The organism is Anaerococcus sp. Marseille-Q5996, assembly GCF_946893725.1.
In the GTDB taxonomy this organism is placed as follows: Bacteria; Bacillota; Clostridia; order Tissierellales; family Peptoniphilaceae; genus Anaerococcus; species Anaerococcus martiniensis.
Genome location: NZ_CAMPPE010000003.1, coordinates 198,153 through 216,772 on the forward strand (window position 1 = coordinate 198,153; position 18,620 = coordinate 216,772).

An 18,620-nucleotide genomic window follows, 5' to 3' on the forward strand; every position below is an offset into this window, starting at 1 on the left:
GTGGTACGCATAAGTACATTAAGAGTCTTTTAATTAAAAGGAATTTAGGTGGTAACGCGATAACTCGTCCTAGAGCTATGGTCTTGCCACCTTTTTTAAATGCGAACTAAAAGGAGAAATAATGGAAACAAAATATAATCCTAGTGGATTTGAAAAAGAAATCTATAAAAAATGGGAAGATGGTGGATATTTTAAAGCAGATGTAAACAGGGATAAAAAACCATTTACTATAGTTATGCCACCACCAAATGTTACAGGTCAATTACACCTAGGACATGCTTTAAATAATACAATCCAAGATATAATCATTCGTTACAAAAGAATGGCAGGTTTTGAAGCACTTTGGATACCAGGAACAGACCACGCATCTATATCTACAGAAGCAAAGGTAGTTGGCAAAATTCGTAGCGAAGGTCATACAAAAAAAGAACTAGGCCGTGAAAAATTCTTAGAAGAAGCCTGGGCTTGGACAGAAGAATACGGTGGTACTATCAAAAGACAATTAAGAACTATTGGTGTTTCTTGTGATTGGGACTATGATAGCTTTACTATGGATGAAAATCTAACTCGTGCAGTAAAACGTGTTTTCAAAAAAATGTACGATGATGGTTTAATTTACCAAGGTAATCGAATTGTAAACTGGGATCCAGAAGCAGAAACTGCTATCTCAGATGCCGAAGTTTACCATGTAGAAAAAGAGGGCAATCTTTGGTACATCAAATACTTCTTTGAAGATAGTGACGAATATATTACAATTGCTACAACCCGTCCAGAAACTATGTTTGGGGACCTTGCAGTTGCAGTAAATCCAGAAGATCCTAGATTTAAAGATAAAATTGGCAAAAATTTAATTTTACCAGTAGTTGGAAGAAAAATTCCTTTAATTGAAGATGAATATGTAGATATGGAATATGGTACTGGTTGTGTAAAAATTACTCCAAGCCATGACCCAAATGACTTTGAAGTTGGAGAACGCCACAATCTAGGCCAATGTGTAGTAATAGATACAAAAGGTCATATCACTGATGATTATGGTCAATACTCTGGCCTTGATAGATACGAAGCCCGTAAACTTTTAGTAAAACAATTAGAAGATGAAGGATATTTAGAAAAGATTGAAACTCTAACCCATGCTGTAGGATACAGTGAGAGAACAAATGTTGTTATAGAACCTCTTATTTCTAAACAATGGTTTGTAAAAATGGATGAACTTGCAAAGATGGCTGCTGAAGTTTACCAAAATGGAGAGCTAAAATTAATTCCAGATTCTTTAGGTAAAACCTATATGAACTGGCTAAACAATATAAGAGACTGGACAATTTCCCGTCAGTTATGGTGGGGACACAGGCTTCCAGTATTCTACACTGATGATGGAGAAATAATAGTTTCAGAAGAAGAGCCAGATGAAAATGGAATGCTAAACGGTGTTCATGTTACCCAAGAAGAAGACACACTTGATACATGGTTCTCATCAGCACTTTGGCCATTTGCAACCCTTGGTTGGCCAGTAGAAAATGAAAAATTAGACTATTTCTTTCCAACAGACATTTTAGTAACAGGTTATGACATCATATTCTTCTGGGTAATCAGAATGGTATTTGCATCCCTTTATACAACAGAAAAAGTACCATTTAACCATGTATTATTTACAGGACTTATCCGTGACCCACAAGGCAGAAAAATGAGTAAGTCCTTAGGAAATGGTGTTGATCCAATTGATGTTGTAAACGAGCATGGTGCAGATGCACTAAGATTTACTCTTATTACTGGAAATAGTCCAGGAAATGACATGCGTTATGATGAAAAAAGAGTAATCGCCAGCCGTAATTTTGCCAATAAATTATGGAATGCAACTCGCTTTGTCCTAATGAATATCGAAGAAGGTGATGACCTAGACTTCTCAACCATAGAAAACCTTGCCCTAGAAGATAAATGGATTTTAAAACGCTTAAATAATGTTATAGAAGAAGTAACAAAAAACCTAGAAAAATATGAAATAGGTCTTGCAGCAAGCAGAATCGAAAACTTTATATGGGAAGAATACTGCGACTGGTACATCGAATTTGCAAAATTAAGATTAAATGCAGATGATCAGGCAGCTAAGTCAGATGTAAAAAAAGTTTTATTATATGTACTAAATAAAATGATAGCCTTACTTCATCCATTCATGCCATTTATCACAGAAGAAATCTACTCAGCCCTTCCAAACAAAGATGATATGCTGATAGTAGAAGAGTGGCCAAAATTCAATGAAGAGTTTGAATTTATAGATGAAGAAGCAACAGTAAATTCAGCTATAGAAGCTATTACAGCAATCAGAAACCAAAGGTCAACCTTAAATGTAGGGGCAAAAACCAAACAAGATTTAATAATCCTTGCAGAAAATGAAGATTACAAAAATCTACTAGAAAATCTAAAAGGTCAATTTAAAAATCTTGCAAATTCTAACCAAGTGGATATATATCTAAAAGAAGAATTTGATGGAGATAAAGAAAACCTAGTAAATCTAGTATTTAATGAATTTTCTGTTCTAATGAGTCTGGATGATTTAATGGACTATGAAAAAGAACGTGCTCGTCTAAAAGATGAGATTAAAAGACTAGAAAGCGAAATTAAAAGAGCAAGTGGTAAGTTAAATAACGAAAACTTCGTAAGCAAGGCTCCAGAAGCTGTTGTAAATGAAGAACGCGAAAAGCTTGCTAACTACGAAGATTTACTAGAAAAAACCAAGGCATCATTTGAAGAAATCAAGGATAAGTAATGTACGAATATTTTTCTTATATATATGATAAATTAAGCTTTGATATAGACTATGAAGGCTATGCGAAAAACATCTTAAATCTTTTAGATAAGTACAATAATAAAAGAGAAAACATGCTGGAGCTTGCTGCAGGCTCTGGTATGCTTACTCATTATTTTTTTGATGAGTTTAAGAATATTGATGCCTTGGATATTTCACCAGATATGCTAAATGTTTTTGCTGAAAAATATGATAATGACAATGTAAATTTGATTTATTACGATATGGTCGAGTTTGAAAATCCTGATAAATATGATTTGATAGTAATCCTACTAGATTCCATAAATTATGTAACAGACCCAAAAGAATTACAAAAACTTTTTGACAATTGCTATAAAAATCTTAAAGATAATGGATTATTAGTTTTTGATATAAATTCAGAATATAAGATGAAAGAAGTTTTTGGTTCAAATTGTTATGTTTATGAGTATGAAGATATTTTCTATACTTGGGACAACTTTTATGAAGATGATTTGATAGATATGCATTTGAATTTTTTTGTGGAGAATAAAGATGGTTGCTATGATAGGATTTACGAATATCAGTTGGAACGAGTGTATACTGTAGATCAAGTAAGTCAAAAAGTAAAAGAAGCTGGCTTTCATGATATAAAAACCTATGATGAAGATGATTTTGGTCCGGTTAAAGCAGATAGTTTACGAATTTTATTTAGTGCAGTAAAGGAAAAATAATGACAAAGGGAATTGTAAAATTTTTTGATAACGAAAAAGGATATGGTTTTATAAATTCTGATAATGTAGATTATTTTGTTCACTTTTCTAATATTATTTCAGATGAAGATTACAAAAAATTATCTGAGGGCGATCAAGTTTGTTTTGAAATTATCGATCAGCCTCGCGGTCCTTCTGCAATAAATGTCCAAAAAGTGGAGGAGTAGACATGCTTGATTATTTATTTCCTATACTAATAATATTATTATTTTTACCTCAAATTCATTATTTCAAAAAAACTCGTGATTACAAAAAAATGAATGTAGGAAGAAAATGGTTTGTAAAGCTAAAACAAACTTTCGATGACCATAGTGAAATGTACATTACAAATACAGACGGTCATGATATTTTCGTAAGATTATATGAAAATGAAAATCCAAAGGGAATTGTACAAATTGTCCATGGTATGGCCGAGCATTCTTACAATTATTTAGATTTTATAAAATTTTTAGTAGATAATGGATACACAGTTATATCCCACGACCATAGGGGACATGGCAAAAGTATTTCTGAAAAATATCCAAATGGGTATATGAGACTATCTGAAGAACTAATTGATGATACCTATGTAGTTAATAAATTTGTACAAAGCAAACATCCATACTTGCCAGTTTATATGATTGGTCATTCAATGGGATCGATGGTTGCTCGAACCTACTTACAAAATCATGATGATTCTATCGATAAATTAATTCTAATAGGAACAGTCGAGCATAGCAAAATTGCTGGGTTTGGAGTATTTTTAGGAAATATTATCTCTTTTTATTTTGGTGAATACCAGGCAGCTATTCTTTCACCACTATTGCCGGGAGATGGTAGAGATACATGGATTTCTTACAATATGGACAATGTTATAGAAAAAAGAAATGATAGCTTTAGGGTATTTCAATTTTTAGAAAGAGGAGTTGTTACAATTATTGACTTAAATAATAAGATGTCAAAGGTTAATGATTACAAACTACAAAATCCTAAGCTTAAAATTCATTCAGCAACTGGTGCAGATGATATAGTAACAGGATCTGACATTGGCCTAGAAAGTTCTATAAAAACTTTAAGACAAGCTGGCTATAATAATATCAGCCAGAAAGTCTACCCAGAAATGCAACATGAAATTTTAAATGAAAACAACAAAGAAATAGTCTATGAAGACATTTTAGAGTTCTTAGATGAATAAATAAAGCTCCTAGATAGTTCTAGGAGTTTTATTTTGTCATTTTATATTCGTAAAGTCTGACACCTGGGGCGATTGTTATATCAGATATGTTTGCATGGCTTAGCATATCAGCAGCAAATTCACTGCGTCTAGTAGATCCACAATAAAGAACTAGAGATTTATCAGTATCTATCTTGTCAAGATTTTCTAAAATCTCATAATAGGGAATATTTATAGACCCAGGAACGTGTCCATCCAAATACTCGTCTCTTGTCCTAACATCTATTATAAAATATTTTTCTAAATTATTTTCCAGTTCATTCCCGCTTATTAATTTGTATTCCATATTTTCTCCTTAAAACCATTATACCAGGAAATTCGATTGCTATAAATCGCTGAGTTTTATATAATAAATTATAATAAATAAGGAATATAAAATAAGGAGTTCATAATGAATTATATACAATTAAACGAAAATATTCACAAAGAAGTAAAGGATTTAATCGAAAAGGTGAAGTCTTCTACAGCTAGGACAAAAGAAAATGCCTTTTATGAATTATATGCACTTTTAGCAGGCCACCACGAGGCTGAAGAAAAAGTAATTTTTCCAAAAGCACTTGAAAATGTGAAAAACAAGATGATAAAGACACAACATTAGAAATGCCAGAAGAACATTCTTTACTCATGTTTCAATTAGGAGTTTTAAATAATACTCCCTTTGATAATGAAACATGGGATGCAAAATTTAGTGTACTTGAAGAAGTAGGTACCCACCACATGGATGAAGAGGAAGAAGAATTTGCAAAAGTAGCTAAAAAATTATTTACTGAGCAAGAATTGGAAGAGTTAGGCGATCAAGTAGAAAAAGAAATGAATGCCATCAAAAAAGAATGGATAGATAAACTTAAAAAGTAAAAAAAGATAAATTTAGTCTTTTTATTTTGTAAGTATTTTAGCATTATTTAACATACATTACATTGACTTTTTATAAAAAATATCTTATTATTATACAATATTCAATAGGAGGATTTATATGGAATATTTAAAACTTATAGGTATTCTGATAATTGTACTTGGATTTATTTTCAAATTAAATATCGTATTTACAGTTATATTATCAGGATTTGTCACAGCTATGGTTGCTGGAATTTCTATCCCAGAATTTCTAACCATACTTGGCGAAAATTTTGTAAATCAAAGAATAGTAACTCTATTTATCATAACCCTACCAGTAATTGGTTTATCTGAACAATTTGGTTTAAAGCAATCGGCAGAAAAATTAGTTAAAAAACGAGAAAATCTATCAGCAGGTGCTTTATTCAGCGTTTACTTAGTCTTTAGGGAACTAGCAGGATTCTTATCTATGAGAATCTATGGTCTAGTGCAATTTGTAAGACCAATCATTTTCCCAATGGCAGAAGCAGCAGTTGAAAAACAAAATGGAAAGTTAACTCCAGAACAAAGCGAAAAATTAAAAGCACGTGCTACATCCATGGAAAACTTTGGTAACTTCTTTGCCCAAAATACTTTTATTGGTGCAGGTGGCGTACTTTTAATTACCGGTCAAATGGAATCATTAGGTTATCCAGTGACAAATGCAGACATTGCATCAAAATCCCTACCAATTGCCTTAATTTGTTTAGTACTTGGAGTTATTAAAAATATAATTGATGATAGAAAATTAAAGGAGGCTAAATAATGCAAACAATATTTGGAATTCCAACAGCAGACTTTTTCCCAATGTTCTTAGAATTTATATTTGTATTAATAGGCCTACAATTTTTCTTTACAGCATTTAGGGTAGCAAGATCAGAAGATGGTGAAAAGAAATTTACAACAGTATTGTTCTGGCTTATCCTAGGTACACTTTTTGCCTTTGGAAAATTGATACCATCTATGGTTTCTGGAATATTAGTAGTAATCATTGGAATTATTTCACTTATGAATGGAATCATGGTAAAAGGTGCCATCGTTAATGATCAAAGAGTAGAAGTAGAAGGCTCAGACAGACTTGGAAACAAAATATTTATCCCAGTTATAGTTATGGCAGTCCTTGCAATTATCCTTGCAAAACTTATCCCAGATTCTTCATCATCTATCCTTGGTTTTACAGCAATAGTTGCAATTATTGTTGTAATGATAATGACCAAATCAGGCTTTGGTGATATGATGAAACAATCTGATAGAATGGTTCAACAAGTAGGGGCGGTTGCAATTTTACCACAACTTTTAGCAGCCCTAGGAGCTATCTTTGCAGCAGCAGGTGTTGGTGATGTTATTGCATCTATAATAGGTGGTATGATACCAACAGTAAATCCATGGACAGGATCTATAGCTTATGTACTAGGTATGGTAATATTTACAGCAATTATGGGTAATGCCTTTGCAGCCTTTACTGTAATTACAGCAGGAATTGGTGTTCCATTTGTAATAGCCCAAGGAGCAGATCCGGCAATTGCTGCAGCACTCGCCATGACAGCAGGATATTGTGGTACACTTATGACACCAATGGCTGGTAACTTTAACGTACTTCCAGTAGGATTATTAGATATGAAAGATAGAAATGGGGTAATAAAAGAACAAGCACCATTCTCAATATTGATGATAATTGCCCACATACTATTAATGAGATTTTGGGCGTTTTAGGAGGAATAAATGAAAATTTTAGTAACAGGATTTGACCCATTTGGTGGAGAACCAACAAATCCAGCTATAGAATCAGTAAAAAGAATAGATGACAATATCGAGGGAGCAGAAATAATTAAACTTGAAATACCAACAGTATTTCATAAAGCTGCAGATGTTGTTGAAGAAAAAATCAAAGAAGTAAAGCCAGATGTAGTTTTATCAATCGGCCAAGCAGGTGGTAGATATGGTATTACAGTAGAAAGAGTAGCAATAAACCAAGATGACGCTCGTATAGAAGATAACGAAGGTAAACAACCAATTGATGTAGTTATCAGAGAAGATGGTGCTCCAGCATATTTCTCAACCCTACCAATCAAAGCAATGGTAGAAGAAATCAAAAAAGAAAACCTACCAGCAAGTGTATCAAACACAGCAGGTACCTTTGTTTGTAACCACATAATGTATCAAGATTTATACTTGGCAGAAAAATATGGAAATATAAAAGCAGGATTTATCCACGTACCATTTTTAACAGAACAAGTAGTAGATAAAAAAGATACTGCATCAATGAGCCTTGAAGATATTGTAAAAGGTCTAAATGCAGCTATTCGTGCAATAGTAAAATATAACGATAAAGAAGACCTAAGCGTAACAGGCGGAGCAACCCACTAAAATAAAAGACCCCTTAGGGGTCTTTTAAAATACAAAAATAGGGGTATATTTTATAAAAGATATAAAGGAGCATCAATATGGAAAACAATAAAGAAAAATTAGTATATGAAACAGATGATTTAGAAAAAGAAGACAAAGTAAATTACGAAAAAACAAATGAAGAGATTGAAAAGATTAAAGAATATCAAGAGTCAATCGTAGAAGACGTACCAATGAGTAACGGTGAAAACTGTGGAATAGTAGAATTTGAAGGCCAAAGAATAAACACCTGCAAAGGCGAAAAAATAGTTAAAAACGGATACGAAAATCCAGACAAACGTTAATAATATTTGTAGGAAATTAAAATATAAATGCTAGGAATATGTGACATAAACTTCTAAATACATGCACCATGACAAACATTTATATGTAATAAACTATGCCAGCAAAAATAATATTACTACCATATCCTAGTAAAGAATAATTAAATGATAAATTATTTTAAGAAACTAGAATGAAAGTTCTAGTTTTTTTTATCCTCTAATTTGAGTACATATGAATTATAAAGAAATTATGAATTTTTGAAAAACCTAGTATAATACTAATAATTATATTAATGTAACTCATATTAAATAATAAAATCTCAATTAATACGATTCTATAAAAAAAAACCAGGTGTAAAGCCGGAAAGGAAAGCCATGCCAAAGAAGAAAAACAAAAATAAGTTTATAATAGGTCTATCATCTACCATGCTAGGTGCATTGATGATAGCATCAGCTCCAGATGCTCACGCTGCTGAAGCTACAAATATAGTTTATGAAATCAATGAAAATGCTGATTTTATTGAGCCTACAACTACTGAAGAAGATAGCGGATATAGCACTAATGACACTACTGCTGAAGAAGAATCCACCAGCGAAGAAACTACATTGGTAGAAGAATCATCAAAAAGTGAAAATTTAATAGATTCAGAAGCTGATGCCCTAAATCTTGAAGACTCAGCAGAAGAGGCCAATACTCAAAAAGTTAGCAACGAAAATAATGAGGAATTTACAGATAAAACTGACCCAGTGGATGAGTCAATTGAAACCTCATCTGATACTAGTGATGACCTTATTAACCAAGATCCCGAAGAAAAGAGTCAATCCATTGATTCAAACCGAAGTGCTGCAGAAACTGATTTTGCTACAGCAACGGATGCAGTTGACAAATCCAATACAGAAGATAATACAAATGCTCTGAAAGATATACCAGCAGACAATGAAGCCATAAAGGAATCTGAATCTGGAGATAGTCCAGAAGACTCTTCAGTGGAAGGGGGACTTAAAAAAGACACAGAGGCAGGTGACGACCCACTATTAGAAGAAGACGATAAGCTTCCTAAAACATCTGAAGGTGCACAATTGCCATCAGAAGAAGGTGCAGAAGTTTTAGCTGAAAAAAAACTAGAAATTTCAGAAGAAAAGACACCTCAAGCCCAACAAGCCGGGGAAGGCGAAGAAGCAACTGAACCAAATTATGCCGAAGACGAAAAGAAGATCAAAGACTATAGTGGCGAAGAACGCTATCGTTCAACCGAGATGGAACAAGGTAATGGCACAGCTGCCAACTTTATTCCACCTGATGAAATGAATGAATTTGTAGATGGTTACCGCTATCATAGCTCAGAACCGTCTGCAGCAAGTGAAGACAAGACCCAATGGGGAGTCGAGATTGAAATCGACAAGGAAAAAGGTCAAAGAACATACACTGACTTTTATTTTACCAATACTGGTAATATGGGAGGAGTGCTTGATACCGGTAATGTTTCTGCTAATGAAGCAGGTGATAAAATTGCTGGAGGAGAGAAAGATCCAAATTATAAGGCTACATCTGAGATAAAAATAGACGGAAGAAGAGATCAGAGGAACTTAAATCTCTATGCCACTGAAGATGATATAAAACATATAAATAACATAGATAATACCAACACAACAATGGCTTGGCAAGGTAAGTATAAAAAAGACCACTATGTTAAACCTAATGCTACTGAGGGAGCCAGTGCTCAATTTAGTTTCACAGTCAACCCTTGGCCAAATGAGAACGACAAGCTTAGCCTTATCAAACTAAACGGAAGTCATGACCAAAAAGAATTTGTCCAAGGCCAAACTATTACAACTGGAGTCAAGGTTGAAAACCTAGATGACAATGCTAGGGAAAGACTTGTAGGCCAAGTCTACAATCCTATTACAGGTGAAGTTGTCAAAGGAGCTAAAGCCTATATTGATGAAAATGACAATGTAGTAGTCAAAATGCCTGATGGTGCCCTAAAGAAAGACGCTAATGGCAAGACTGTTATCAATGAAGATTCTATCTTCAATACACCTGAATACAAGAATCTTCAAAATCTAGAAGTCAAATTCTTTGCCCGTCCAAGAACGGCAGAAGAATTTAAAGCTATAGTTGAGGGTAATGGCAATGGCTATTACACAGAAACAGGTGCCGGCACAGCTACAATTAACCACAATGGTAAAGATGTTGTAATTGACAAGCAAGGCATCGACCGTTACGACCACTATAACCTTATCGGTGACTTCAAGCTAAACCTAGATGACACACGCTACTATGACCAAGACTTTAAAGATCAAGAAGGAAAAAAACTTGATGACCATACTTCTACAAAGGTATTTCCCGGTAATGACTTTAGTGTCGAGATACAAGATCCGGCAGAAACTGGTGGAACTCAAAAAACTGGTGGAGAGATGGACGGCGCTTATAGTCGTGGAGAAGCATCAGGTAAACTAAAAGAAGAATTCCTTGATATAGCCAACAAGCAAATTGCTGATGATTTGGGAGTTGATTATGATGAATTTATCACAAGCGAGGATTACGCAGACAAACGCTGGATAGTTGATGGTAAGTCTGACAATATTTCAAAGTTTACAATAAGAGCTCCAAAACAAGCTAAGGCCGGGGACTTCTTAGCCCTACCTGTTGAATACACTTATACAAATGGATCTACAGACACCCACTGGTTCCACTTTGTTGTCCAAGAAACCAACAACAATAGACCGGAATACCTGGCAGAGGTAGGACCACAAGGAAATACCTTAGTCAATAAGCCAATCATTACAAAAAGTGAAGAGGACTTAAAGAAAAACCAACCTCAGTCCTACGAACTTATTGGAAATACCTTTAAGGACAACAAGGGAAATGTTTGGAATGTATCTATTGACCAAGAAACAGGTGCTGTAACAGCGACTCTTCCAACAAATCTTCCTGATGGAAAGGAAATAAATGGAGGGGAAAAATTAACTGTTCCTGTTAAAGTAAAATATACTGACCAAACGACAGGTGAAGAAAAAACTGAAGAAATCAAAGCTCAATTTATTGCCACAAAGCAACATAAGACTTTAACCAATGAAACAAAGACATCTGAAATACCTTATGAAACAGAGGTCGTATACGACGAAAATCTTCCAGAAGGTCACTTCCAAGAAACACAAGCTGGTCAAAAGGGAGAACTAAAGATAACTTTCGTCCAAGATACCCTAAATGGTAAAAAAGGTATTTTCCAACAAGATGGAACTTTTAAAGAAGGCGAAAGCAAAATTGAAGCAGTAGTTACTAAGGAAGCGACACCAAGAATTATAAAAATTGGTACAAAACCTGCTTCAACTACAGTAGAAATTCCATTTGATACAGAATATGTTCCTGATAACACATTGGATGTAGGAAAAACCGAACTTATTAATGATGGTGAAAAGGGTGAAGTGACCATCACCACAACAAGAAATGAAGATGGAACAATTACTGTAAATAAAAATGTTACTAAAGATGCAAAAAATAAGAAGGTCAAAATCGGTACCAAGACTCAAGGTCAAATTGTCGATACAGACAAGATTCCATTTGGATACAAGGTAGAATTTGATCCTGACTTCTACAAAAATTATCCAGACGCTACTGAAAACTACAAGATTGTAACTCCAGGAAAAGAAGGAGAAAACACAAAGACTTGGACTATTGTCAATTCAGAAAAAGTTGGCGATCCAGAAGTTAAAATAACAGATCCAGTAGACGCTGTAATTAAAGTTGGTCAAAAAGCCTACAATGGTACCGTTACAAATACAGTTACAAAAGAAATTCCATATACTGTAAAGGTAGTAAAAAATCCGGAACTAGAAGCAGGCAAATCCAATGTTAAGCAAAAAGGTGTTGCCGGTTCAAGAACTTATGAATACACTGGTGAGATTGTAAATGGAAACTTAAAAGAAGGTTCTACATTTACAGAAAAAGAACTTACTGATAAGTATGTTGCACCAAAAGAAGAGATAATCGAAATTGGTACAAAGCCAGCTGAAAATAGTAAAACTATTGATAGTGATGTTGAAGTGGATGTTGATATTATCTATGATCCAACAATAGACAAGGGAGTAGTAAACATAGGAGATCTCAAACCTGGAACCGTAACAACTGTAGTTAAGAATGAATATGATCCAGAAACAGGAGAAATCAAAACTACAGAAGATACTGTTGTTACAAACCCATCAAGGAAAGTAGTTATTGGGACAAAAGATCTTACAGCATCTTATACAGAAGAAGATAATGAAATAATTCCATTTAAGACTGAAATAGAATTTGATCCTAATTTAGAAGCTGGGAAACGAGAAACTAAACAAGTAGGTATTGACGGAGTAAGGACTACAAAAACTGATGTAAAGGTAGTAAATGGTGTAGTTACAAAGGGAAATCCAGTAGTAACAGAGTCTCAACCTCAAAATCAAATTATCAGAGTTGGTACAATGACTGAAGGTAAGCACTCACACGAAGAAAAGATTCCGTTTAAGTATGAAATCGAATATGATTCCAACTTAAAGGCTGGAGAATATGTAGTAGATGTTGAGGGCAAAGAAGGCTCAAGAACTACTGAATGGACTATAAAGAATTCTGAAGTAGTTAAAGACTCTGCAAGTGTAACTAAAGAAGAAAAGCCTGTTAATGCACAAATAAGAGTTGGAAAGAAAGACTTTACAGGAAATGTAAGCCACGAAGTGACAGAGGAAATTCCTTACGATGTAAAAGTAATTGAAGATCCAAATATGATAGCCGGCACAAGTGAGATTGTGACACAAGGTGTTGCAGGTTCTAAGACAACAAAATACACTCAAGCAGTCAAAAACGGCGAAGCTGATGGCGAACTTACTTCTGAAGTAACATCAACAACAAATCCTACTCAACAGGTAATTAAAGTTGGTACAAAACCAGCTGAAAATAATAAAGACTATTCAAAAGACGTAAATGTTAAAGTTGAATATGTTTACGACGAAAATTTAGACAAGGGTGTAGTCAAGGTTGGCGATCTAACCAAGGGCAAGGTAGAAATAAAGACTGTCAACAAATACGATCCAAAGACAGGGGAAGTAACAACTACTGAAGAAGAAAAAGTCACAGAAGCTACTCAAAAGATTATTGTAGGTACAAAAGACTTTACAGGAACTTACAAGTACGATAAAACTTGTCCGATTCCATTTGAAGTAACAATTACGGAAGATCCAAATCTTGCTAAAGGTGAAAAAGTAGTTGATCAAGAAGGCCAAGCTGGCTCTAAGACAACTTATTATGAACAAGATATTAAAAATGGTCAACCAGATGGAGATCCAAAGAAACTAAACGAAAAAATAAACTCTCAACCTAAGAACCATATTGTCCGCATAGGTACAAAAGTTTCAGAAAGCTCAACAGTAAAAACTGTAGATAGAGAAATACCTTTTGAAACAGAATATATTTATGACGATACTATGGATGCAGGAAGTGAAAAAGTAGAAAGCGAAGGCAAAGTCGGTAAAGAAAAAGTAACCATTACTACAAAAATTACTGACGGTACCGGAGAAACTTCTGAAGAAACTAAGACTATCACAGAAAAAGAAGACAGGGTAGTTAGAATTGGTACAAAACCAGTTACTAAAGAAACTGAACTTCCTTCAAATACTGAATACCGCTACAATCCAGAACTTCCTGCTGGTGAAACTAAGGTTGTTGAAGAGGGAACGCCAGGTAAGTTAACCTATACCACAAGTTTCAACAAGGAAACTGGTAAGCTTGAAGTAACAGAAGAAAGAACTGAACCTACAAATAAGGTCGTAGAATATGGGTCTAAGACAGAAGGAACAGTAACTGTAGAAAGTGACATACCTTTTGAAGTAGAAATCCAAGAAGATCCAGAATTAGAAGCTGGTACAACTAAAGTTGTTCAAGAAGGTGCGTTAGGTAAAAAGGAAACTACTATTACTATAGAAAATAGTAAGGAAGTTTCTAGGGAGGATAAGACAATAGCAGAGCCAACTAAGAAAATAATCAAAGTTGGAACCAAAAATGTCTGCGAAATCCCACCAGTAGATCCAACTGATCCAACTGATCCGACCGACCCAACCGAACCTACAGATCCGGAAGAGCCAGGCGAAGAAGATCCGACAGATCCGCAAGACCCAGGTGAAGAAAATCCAACGGACCCAACCGAACCTACAGATCCGACAGATCCAACAAAACCTGAAGAACCAGGCAAACCAAACGAACCAGGTACTCCAGGAGAGACTACAGAAGATCCAGGTAAATCAAACGAATCAGATACTCCAGGAGAAACTCCAGAAGAGCCAGGTAAGCCAAACGAACCAGGTATTCCAGGCGAAGATCCAAAACCAGAAGATCCAACAACTGAAAAGCCAGATGATAAACTAACACCAGAAGAAATTCCTGGACATAATTCAGAATCAGAAGCAACTGAAAAACCAGAAACTCCTGATAAGTCAGACAAAACTGAACAGACAGGTAAGGATGACAAAACTGAAGATGGTGAAAAACCAGAAGAAACTGACAAGCTAGATACTAAAGATAAGACCGAGATAGAAAACGAAGATAATGATATATCATCAGACAAGCTAAGAGTGCCAAGCCCATCAACATCTATCTCGTCTAACAACCAAGTAAGCTCACCTACTAGAAGTGTAGTTACTAAATCATCTGATAAAGGTGCAAGTAACAACGTAAAAACTGGTGTGAGCGGTGCTATTAATGTAGCGTCTATATTAGCTCTTGCTGGTGCTGGTTTATACGCTACTAGAAATAAAGAAAACGAAGAAGAATAGAAAATCTTTCTGATTCGTAGAAACTAAAAAAGACCCTAAGTTTTGATAAACTTAGGGTTTTTCTTTGCAAAATATCATAAAAAAGATGGACTATCAAGCCCATCTTTTTGATTATTAATCTTATTAGTTATTTGTTTTTTCTGTAGCTTCTTCTTCAGCTTCTGTTGCTGCTTCATCAGCATTTTCTTCAGCTTCTTTAGCTTCGTCAGCTGCTTCTTCTGCTTTGTTTTCAGCTTCGTCAGCTTTGTCTTCAGCTTCTTTTGCGTCTGTAGCTTCGTCTACTGCTGGTTCTGTAACAGTTGTGTCTGTTGTTGGTTCAGCTTCTTTTGTTTCTGCATTGTTTCCACATCCTGCAAATGCGAATGTTCCTGCTAATGCTAATGCGATTAATTTTTTGTTCATAATACTCTCCTTTTTTGTTAATTATCTTAACAGCGTTATTATAGCCTCATAGGGCGTATTTGTCAAATAAGCTTATTATTTATACAATTTATGTAAATGATTGCTATTTATCATCAATAAAGGAAGATATTAAAAAAAACCCTACTTATATATAGTAGGAGTTTTAAATAATATCTAAGCTGCTTTGTCTGCTGCTGTAGCTTGACTTATATCTGTCATTCTGTTGTCTATTTGTGGATTGATTTCTCCATCGTTTCTGATAGCATTTTCAAAGATTTCTGAGATTAGTTCATATTCTCCAGTTCTTTGATATACCTTAAACATTTCATATCCATCTCCACCAATTGACATAAAGTCGTTTGTAACTAGGGTGTAGGTTTTGTTTGGATCCATAGCTTCACCAGCAATTGTTATTTCTGTTACTCTGTCACCGGTTTGTCTTGTAGAATCATATTTTACCATCATTCCACCAATTTGTGGGAATTTTCCAGCTGAGTTAGGTGCATCTGTTAGACCGTGTTCTAGAGCTTCTTTGATTACTGATCCTGGTACTTCTAAAGTTACTGCAAAGTTGGTGAATGGGAATACTGTTAGTACATCACCTTTTGTGATATTTCCAGCTGAGATTGAATCTCTAATTCCACCACCGTTTGTAATTGCTACATCTGCACCGGTTGCTTTTATCATTGCATCTGTTATATAGTTACCAAGGTTTGTTTCGCGAGTTCTTACCATTTCACGAGCACCTTCTAGGTCAACACTTGTTTGCCCAACGTTTTGGTCAAGTACTTTTTTGTTTTCATTTGAAACTGCTTCTATTTGTGCCAGTGTTTCTTTGTTTGCGTATAGGTGTTTCATTCTAGCGTATGGTTTTAGGCTAGCGCTTTTTGCAACGATTTTGTTATCTTTGTCTAATAGAAGTGTAACATCACCGATAAAATATCCGTGCGCCTTTGCTTGAGCAATAAGTGTGTTACCTACATATCTACCATTTTGTAATTCTGTGTGTGAGTGACCGTCGATTATTAGATCAATACCTTCTACATTTTCAGCAATCATTGTTGAAGTTTCTTTGCTTTCTTTATCTTCTCCTAGGTGAGATAGGCAGATAATGATTTGTGCACCTTGATTTCTTAAGTTATTAACTTCGTTTTGAGCTGTTTCTATAGTGTTTGCAAATGTTAGTCCTTCTGTATTTGCTGGAGAAGATTTTGTTTTTGTTTCTTCAGTAGCTAGACCAAAGATACCAACTTTTACTCCATCAACATCGATGATGCTATTTGAATCTATAATATTATTACCATCTTGGTTAGTAACATTTGCAGCAAAGATTGGGAAATTTGCTCTGTTATTTAGTTCTACTAGTCTTTGGTATCCGTAGTTAAAATCGTGGTTACCAGCTGCCATTGCATCAAATCCCATTTGGTTCATCACATCGATTACACTCTCACCACGAGATATTGTGGCAAAAGTTGTACCGTGGACAACATCACCTGCGTTTAATAGTAGGGCATTATTATTTGTATTTCTGTTATCAAAATATGTTTTTAACTTAGCAAAACCAAGTTCGCCATTTTTTTCATTTTCTTCGATTCTACCGTGAGTATCATTTACATGGACAATTGAAATTGTTTTGTAGCCACGAAGTTTGTTTAATTTGTATTCTGCTTTTCCTTGGGCTGTCATAGAGTCATTTACCATTTTAGTAAATTTATCTTTGCTATTTTCGATTTTATTTGGTGTTAGTTCAAATAATAGGAAAACTGACTCTGCTTTTACCTTGTTATTAAATACGGCATTGTCTAATTTTTTGATGCTTTCATCTTCATTTGCTCTTTCTGGATGTAGGGCATCTACAACTGGTTTTGATTTTTTAAGTGCTTCATCTGATTTTTTTACAAGATCACTAAGTTGAGATTCAGCACCATTTGCAAGGTTAGGATACTCATTTAAAAGCATTTTACTAGCTTTATTAGATACATTGTTGTTAAAGTACGATGTTTCAAGTTGAGCTTTTTTGCCATCATCTGGAATTGCATAAGCATCGTTAACTGATGTAACTAGGCCTGATGCAAGAAGTGCAAAACTTAGTGCAGCTGTAAAAATTGGTTTTACTTTTTTATTGTTTAACATAGATCCTCCAAAAATTTATTTATATATCTATCATATAATATTTTCAAAGTAAGTATTGTAAAATTTATTTTATATTTGTATGAGTTTGTAAAATCTAAGTAAGGGTAAAAGATAAGAAAGAATAGGTAAGCTAGAAAGGAATATACTATGGAAAAGTTTATAGGAAATTTGCCGATTGAAGTAACAGATATTAGGGCCAGCCGTGGTGGTGATGTCAATGATGCATACAAAATATATTCGGCTGATAAATTATATTATATGTTGGTTCAAAAAAATTGTTATGATAGTTTTTATGATGGTGAGATAGCTGGACTAAAACTTTTTGAAGAAATTGGCATAAATGCTCCTAGGGTAATTGACCATGGATTTGTTGATGGAGATGCTTATTTGCTTTTATCCTTTTTAGAAGAAGCTAGCAAAGGATCACAAAGTGAGCTTGCTGAAGTAGTTGCTAAGATGCACCAAAAGAAAAGCCCTAATGGAAAATTTGGTTTTGATTATCCTTACAGGGGGTCACAAACTACATTTTCAAATGATTGGAAGGATACTTGGGCAGAAGTTTTTTTAGAAGAGCGTATGAATGTATTAGCCAAACAATTAATGGATATGGATTTGTGGACTGACTATGATTATGAAAAGTTTGAGAAGGTATACCTGATAATGGACAATGAACTTAAAAATCAGAAATCTCAAGCATCTCTACTTCATGGTGACCTATGGGGTGGCAACTATATGTTTTTAAGCGATGGGTCACCAGCCTTATTTGATCCTAGTCCATTTTATGGCGATAGGGAATTTGATATAGGAATAACAACAGTTTTTGGCGAATTTACTGATGAATTTTACCAAAGATATAATGAAATCTATCCATTAGAAGATGGATATAGATTGCGATTAGAATTTTACAGGCTTTACTTATATATGGTGCACCTTGTAAAATTTGGAGAAATGTATGAGTCTTCAGTAAATGCTATTATGGAAAATATACTTAATTTTTGAGG

The 18,620-nt window shown here is 34.4% G+C and carries 15 protein-coding genes; 12 read left to right on the plus strand and 3 right to left on the minus strand.

Going from position 1 to position 18,620, the window contains the following annotated elements; genetic code table 11:
- Positions 1–121: 121 nt before the first annotated feature.
- The 4 genes from OC526_RS05385 to OC526_RS05400 are packed head-to-tail and all read left to right on the plus strand — an operon-like array spanning position 122 to position 4,705.
- Positions 122–2,761 carry a valine--tRNA ligase gene (locus OC526_RS05385; RefSeq protein WP_262122604.1) on the plus strand — a complete coding sequence of 880 codons (2,640 nt, stop codon included), beginning with the start codon at positions 122–124 and terminating at the stop codon, positions 2,759–2,761.
- Positions 2,761–3,492, plus strand: coding sequence for a class I SAM-dependent DNA methyltransferase (locus OC526_RS05390; RefSeq protein ID WP_262122605.1), 732 nt, complete (start codon positions 2,761–2,763; stop codon positions 3,490–3,492). The genes OC526_RS05385 and OC526_RS05390 overlap by 1 nt, the downstream gene beginning before the upstream one ends.
- Complete coding sequence (locus tag OC526_RS05395; protein WP_262122606.1) at positions 3,492–3,698, plus strand: cold-shock protein; 207 nt, start codon at positions 3,492–3,494, stop codon at positions 3,696–3,698. The genes OC526_RS05390 and OC526_RS05395 overlap by 1 nt, the downstream gene beginning before the upstream one ends.
- A 2-nt stretch (positions 3,699–3,700) precedes the next feature.
- A complete protein-coding gene (locus tag OC526_RS05400) occupies positions 3,701–4,705 on the plus strand; it encodes an alpha/beta fold hydrolase (protein ID WP_262122607.1) in 1,005 nt (334 codons plus the stop codon).
- A 28-nt stretch (positions 4,706–4,733) separates the two neighbouring features.
- Here the strand turns inward: OC526_RS05400 and OC526_RS05405 are convergent, their stop codons facing one another.
- Positions 4,734–5,030, minus strand: coding sequence for a rhodanese-like domain-containing protein (locus OC526_RS05405; protein WP_262122608.1), 297 nt, complete (start codon positions 5,028–5,030; stop codon positions 4,734–4,736).
- A 105-nt stretch (positions 5,031–5,135) separates the two neighbouring features.
- Between OC526_RS05405 and OC526_RS05410 the strand changes: the two genes are divergently transcribed.
- The 7 genes from OC526_RS05410 (at position 5,136) to OC526_RS05440 (ending at position 15,084) form a co-directional block, all read left to right on the plus strand.
- On the plus strand, positions 5,136–5,342 hold the full coding sequence (locus OC526_RS05410) for a hemerythrin domain-containing protein (RefSeq protein ID WP_262122610.1): 207 nt from the start codon (positions 5,136–5,138) through the stop codon (positions 5,340–5,342).
- Positions 5,343–5,368: 26 nt separating this feature from the next.
- Positions 5,369–5,599: a hypothetical protein gene (locus tag OC526_RS05415; RefSeq protein ID WP_262122611.1), complete on the plus strand. Its 231-nt coding sequence runs from the start codon at positions 5,369–5,371 to the stop codon at positions 5,597–5,599.
- A 118-nt stretch (positions 5,600–5,717) separates the two neighbouring features.
- Positions 5,718–6,383 (plus strand): DUF969 domain-containing protein, encoded by a 666-nt coding sequence (locus OC526_RS05420; RefSeq protein WP_262122612.1) that lies wholly within the window; start codon positions 5,718–5,720, stop codon positions 6,381–6,383.
- Positions 6,383–7,330, plus strand: coding sequence for a DUF979 domain-containing protein (locus tag OC526_RS05425; RefSeq protein WP_262122613.1), 948 nt, complete (start codon positions 6,383–6,385; stop codon positions 7,328–7,330). Before OC526_RS05420 ends, OC526_RS05425 begins: the two co-directional genes overlap by 1 nt.
- A 9-nt stretch (positions 7,331–7,339) precedes the next feature.
- Positions 7,340–7,984, plus strand: a complete 645-nt coding sequence (pcp, locus tag OC526_RS05430) for a pyroglutamyl-peptidase I (protein ID WP_262122615.1) — start codon at positions 7,340–7,342, stop codon at positions 7,982–7,984.
- A gap of 77 nt (positions 7,985–8,061) precedes the next feature.
- Positions 8,062–8,307: a hypothetical protein gene (locus OC526_RS05435; protein ID WP_262122617.1), complete on the plus strand. Its 246-nt coding sequence runs from the start codon at positions 8,062–8,064 to the stop codon at positions 8,305–8,307.
- Positions 8,308–8,661: 354 nt separating this feature from the next.
- Positions 8,662–15,084 carry a G5 domain-containing protein gene (locus OC526_RS05440; protein ID WP_262122618.1) on the plus strand — a complete coding sequence of 2,141 codons (6,423 nt, stop codon included), beginning with the start codon at positions 8,662–8,664 and terminating at the stop codon, positions 15,082–15,084.
- Positions 15,085–15,207: 123 nt separating this feature from the next.
- On the opposite strand, the gene OC526_RS05445 is transcribed toward OC526_RS05440, so the two are convergent.
- Positions 15,208–15,486, minus strand: coding sequence for a hypothetical protein (locus OC526_RS05445; RefSeq protein ID WP_262122619.1), 279 nt, complete (start codon positions 15,484–15,486; stop codon positions 15,208–15,210).
- Positions 15,487–15,660: 174 nt separating this feature from the next.
- Complete coding sequence (locus OC526_RS05450) at positions 15,661–17,619, minus strand: bifunctional metallophosphatase/5'-nucleotidase (RefSeq protein WP_262122620.1); 1,959 nt, start codon at positions 17,617–17,619, stop codon at positions 15,661–15,663.
- A gap of 147 nt (positions 17,620–17,766) precedes the next feature.
- On the opposite strand from OC526_RS05450, the gene OC526_RS05455 reads away from it, so the two are divergent.
- Entirely contained in the window at positions 17,767–18,618 is an 852-nt protein-coding gene (locus tag OC526_RS05455; protein WP_262122623.1) for a fructosamine kinase family protein, read from the plus strand.
- The last annotated feature ends 2 nt before the right edge of the window (positions 18,619–18,620 follow it).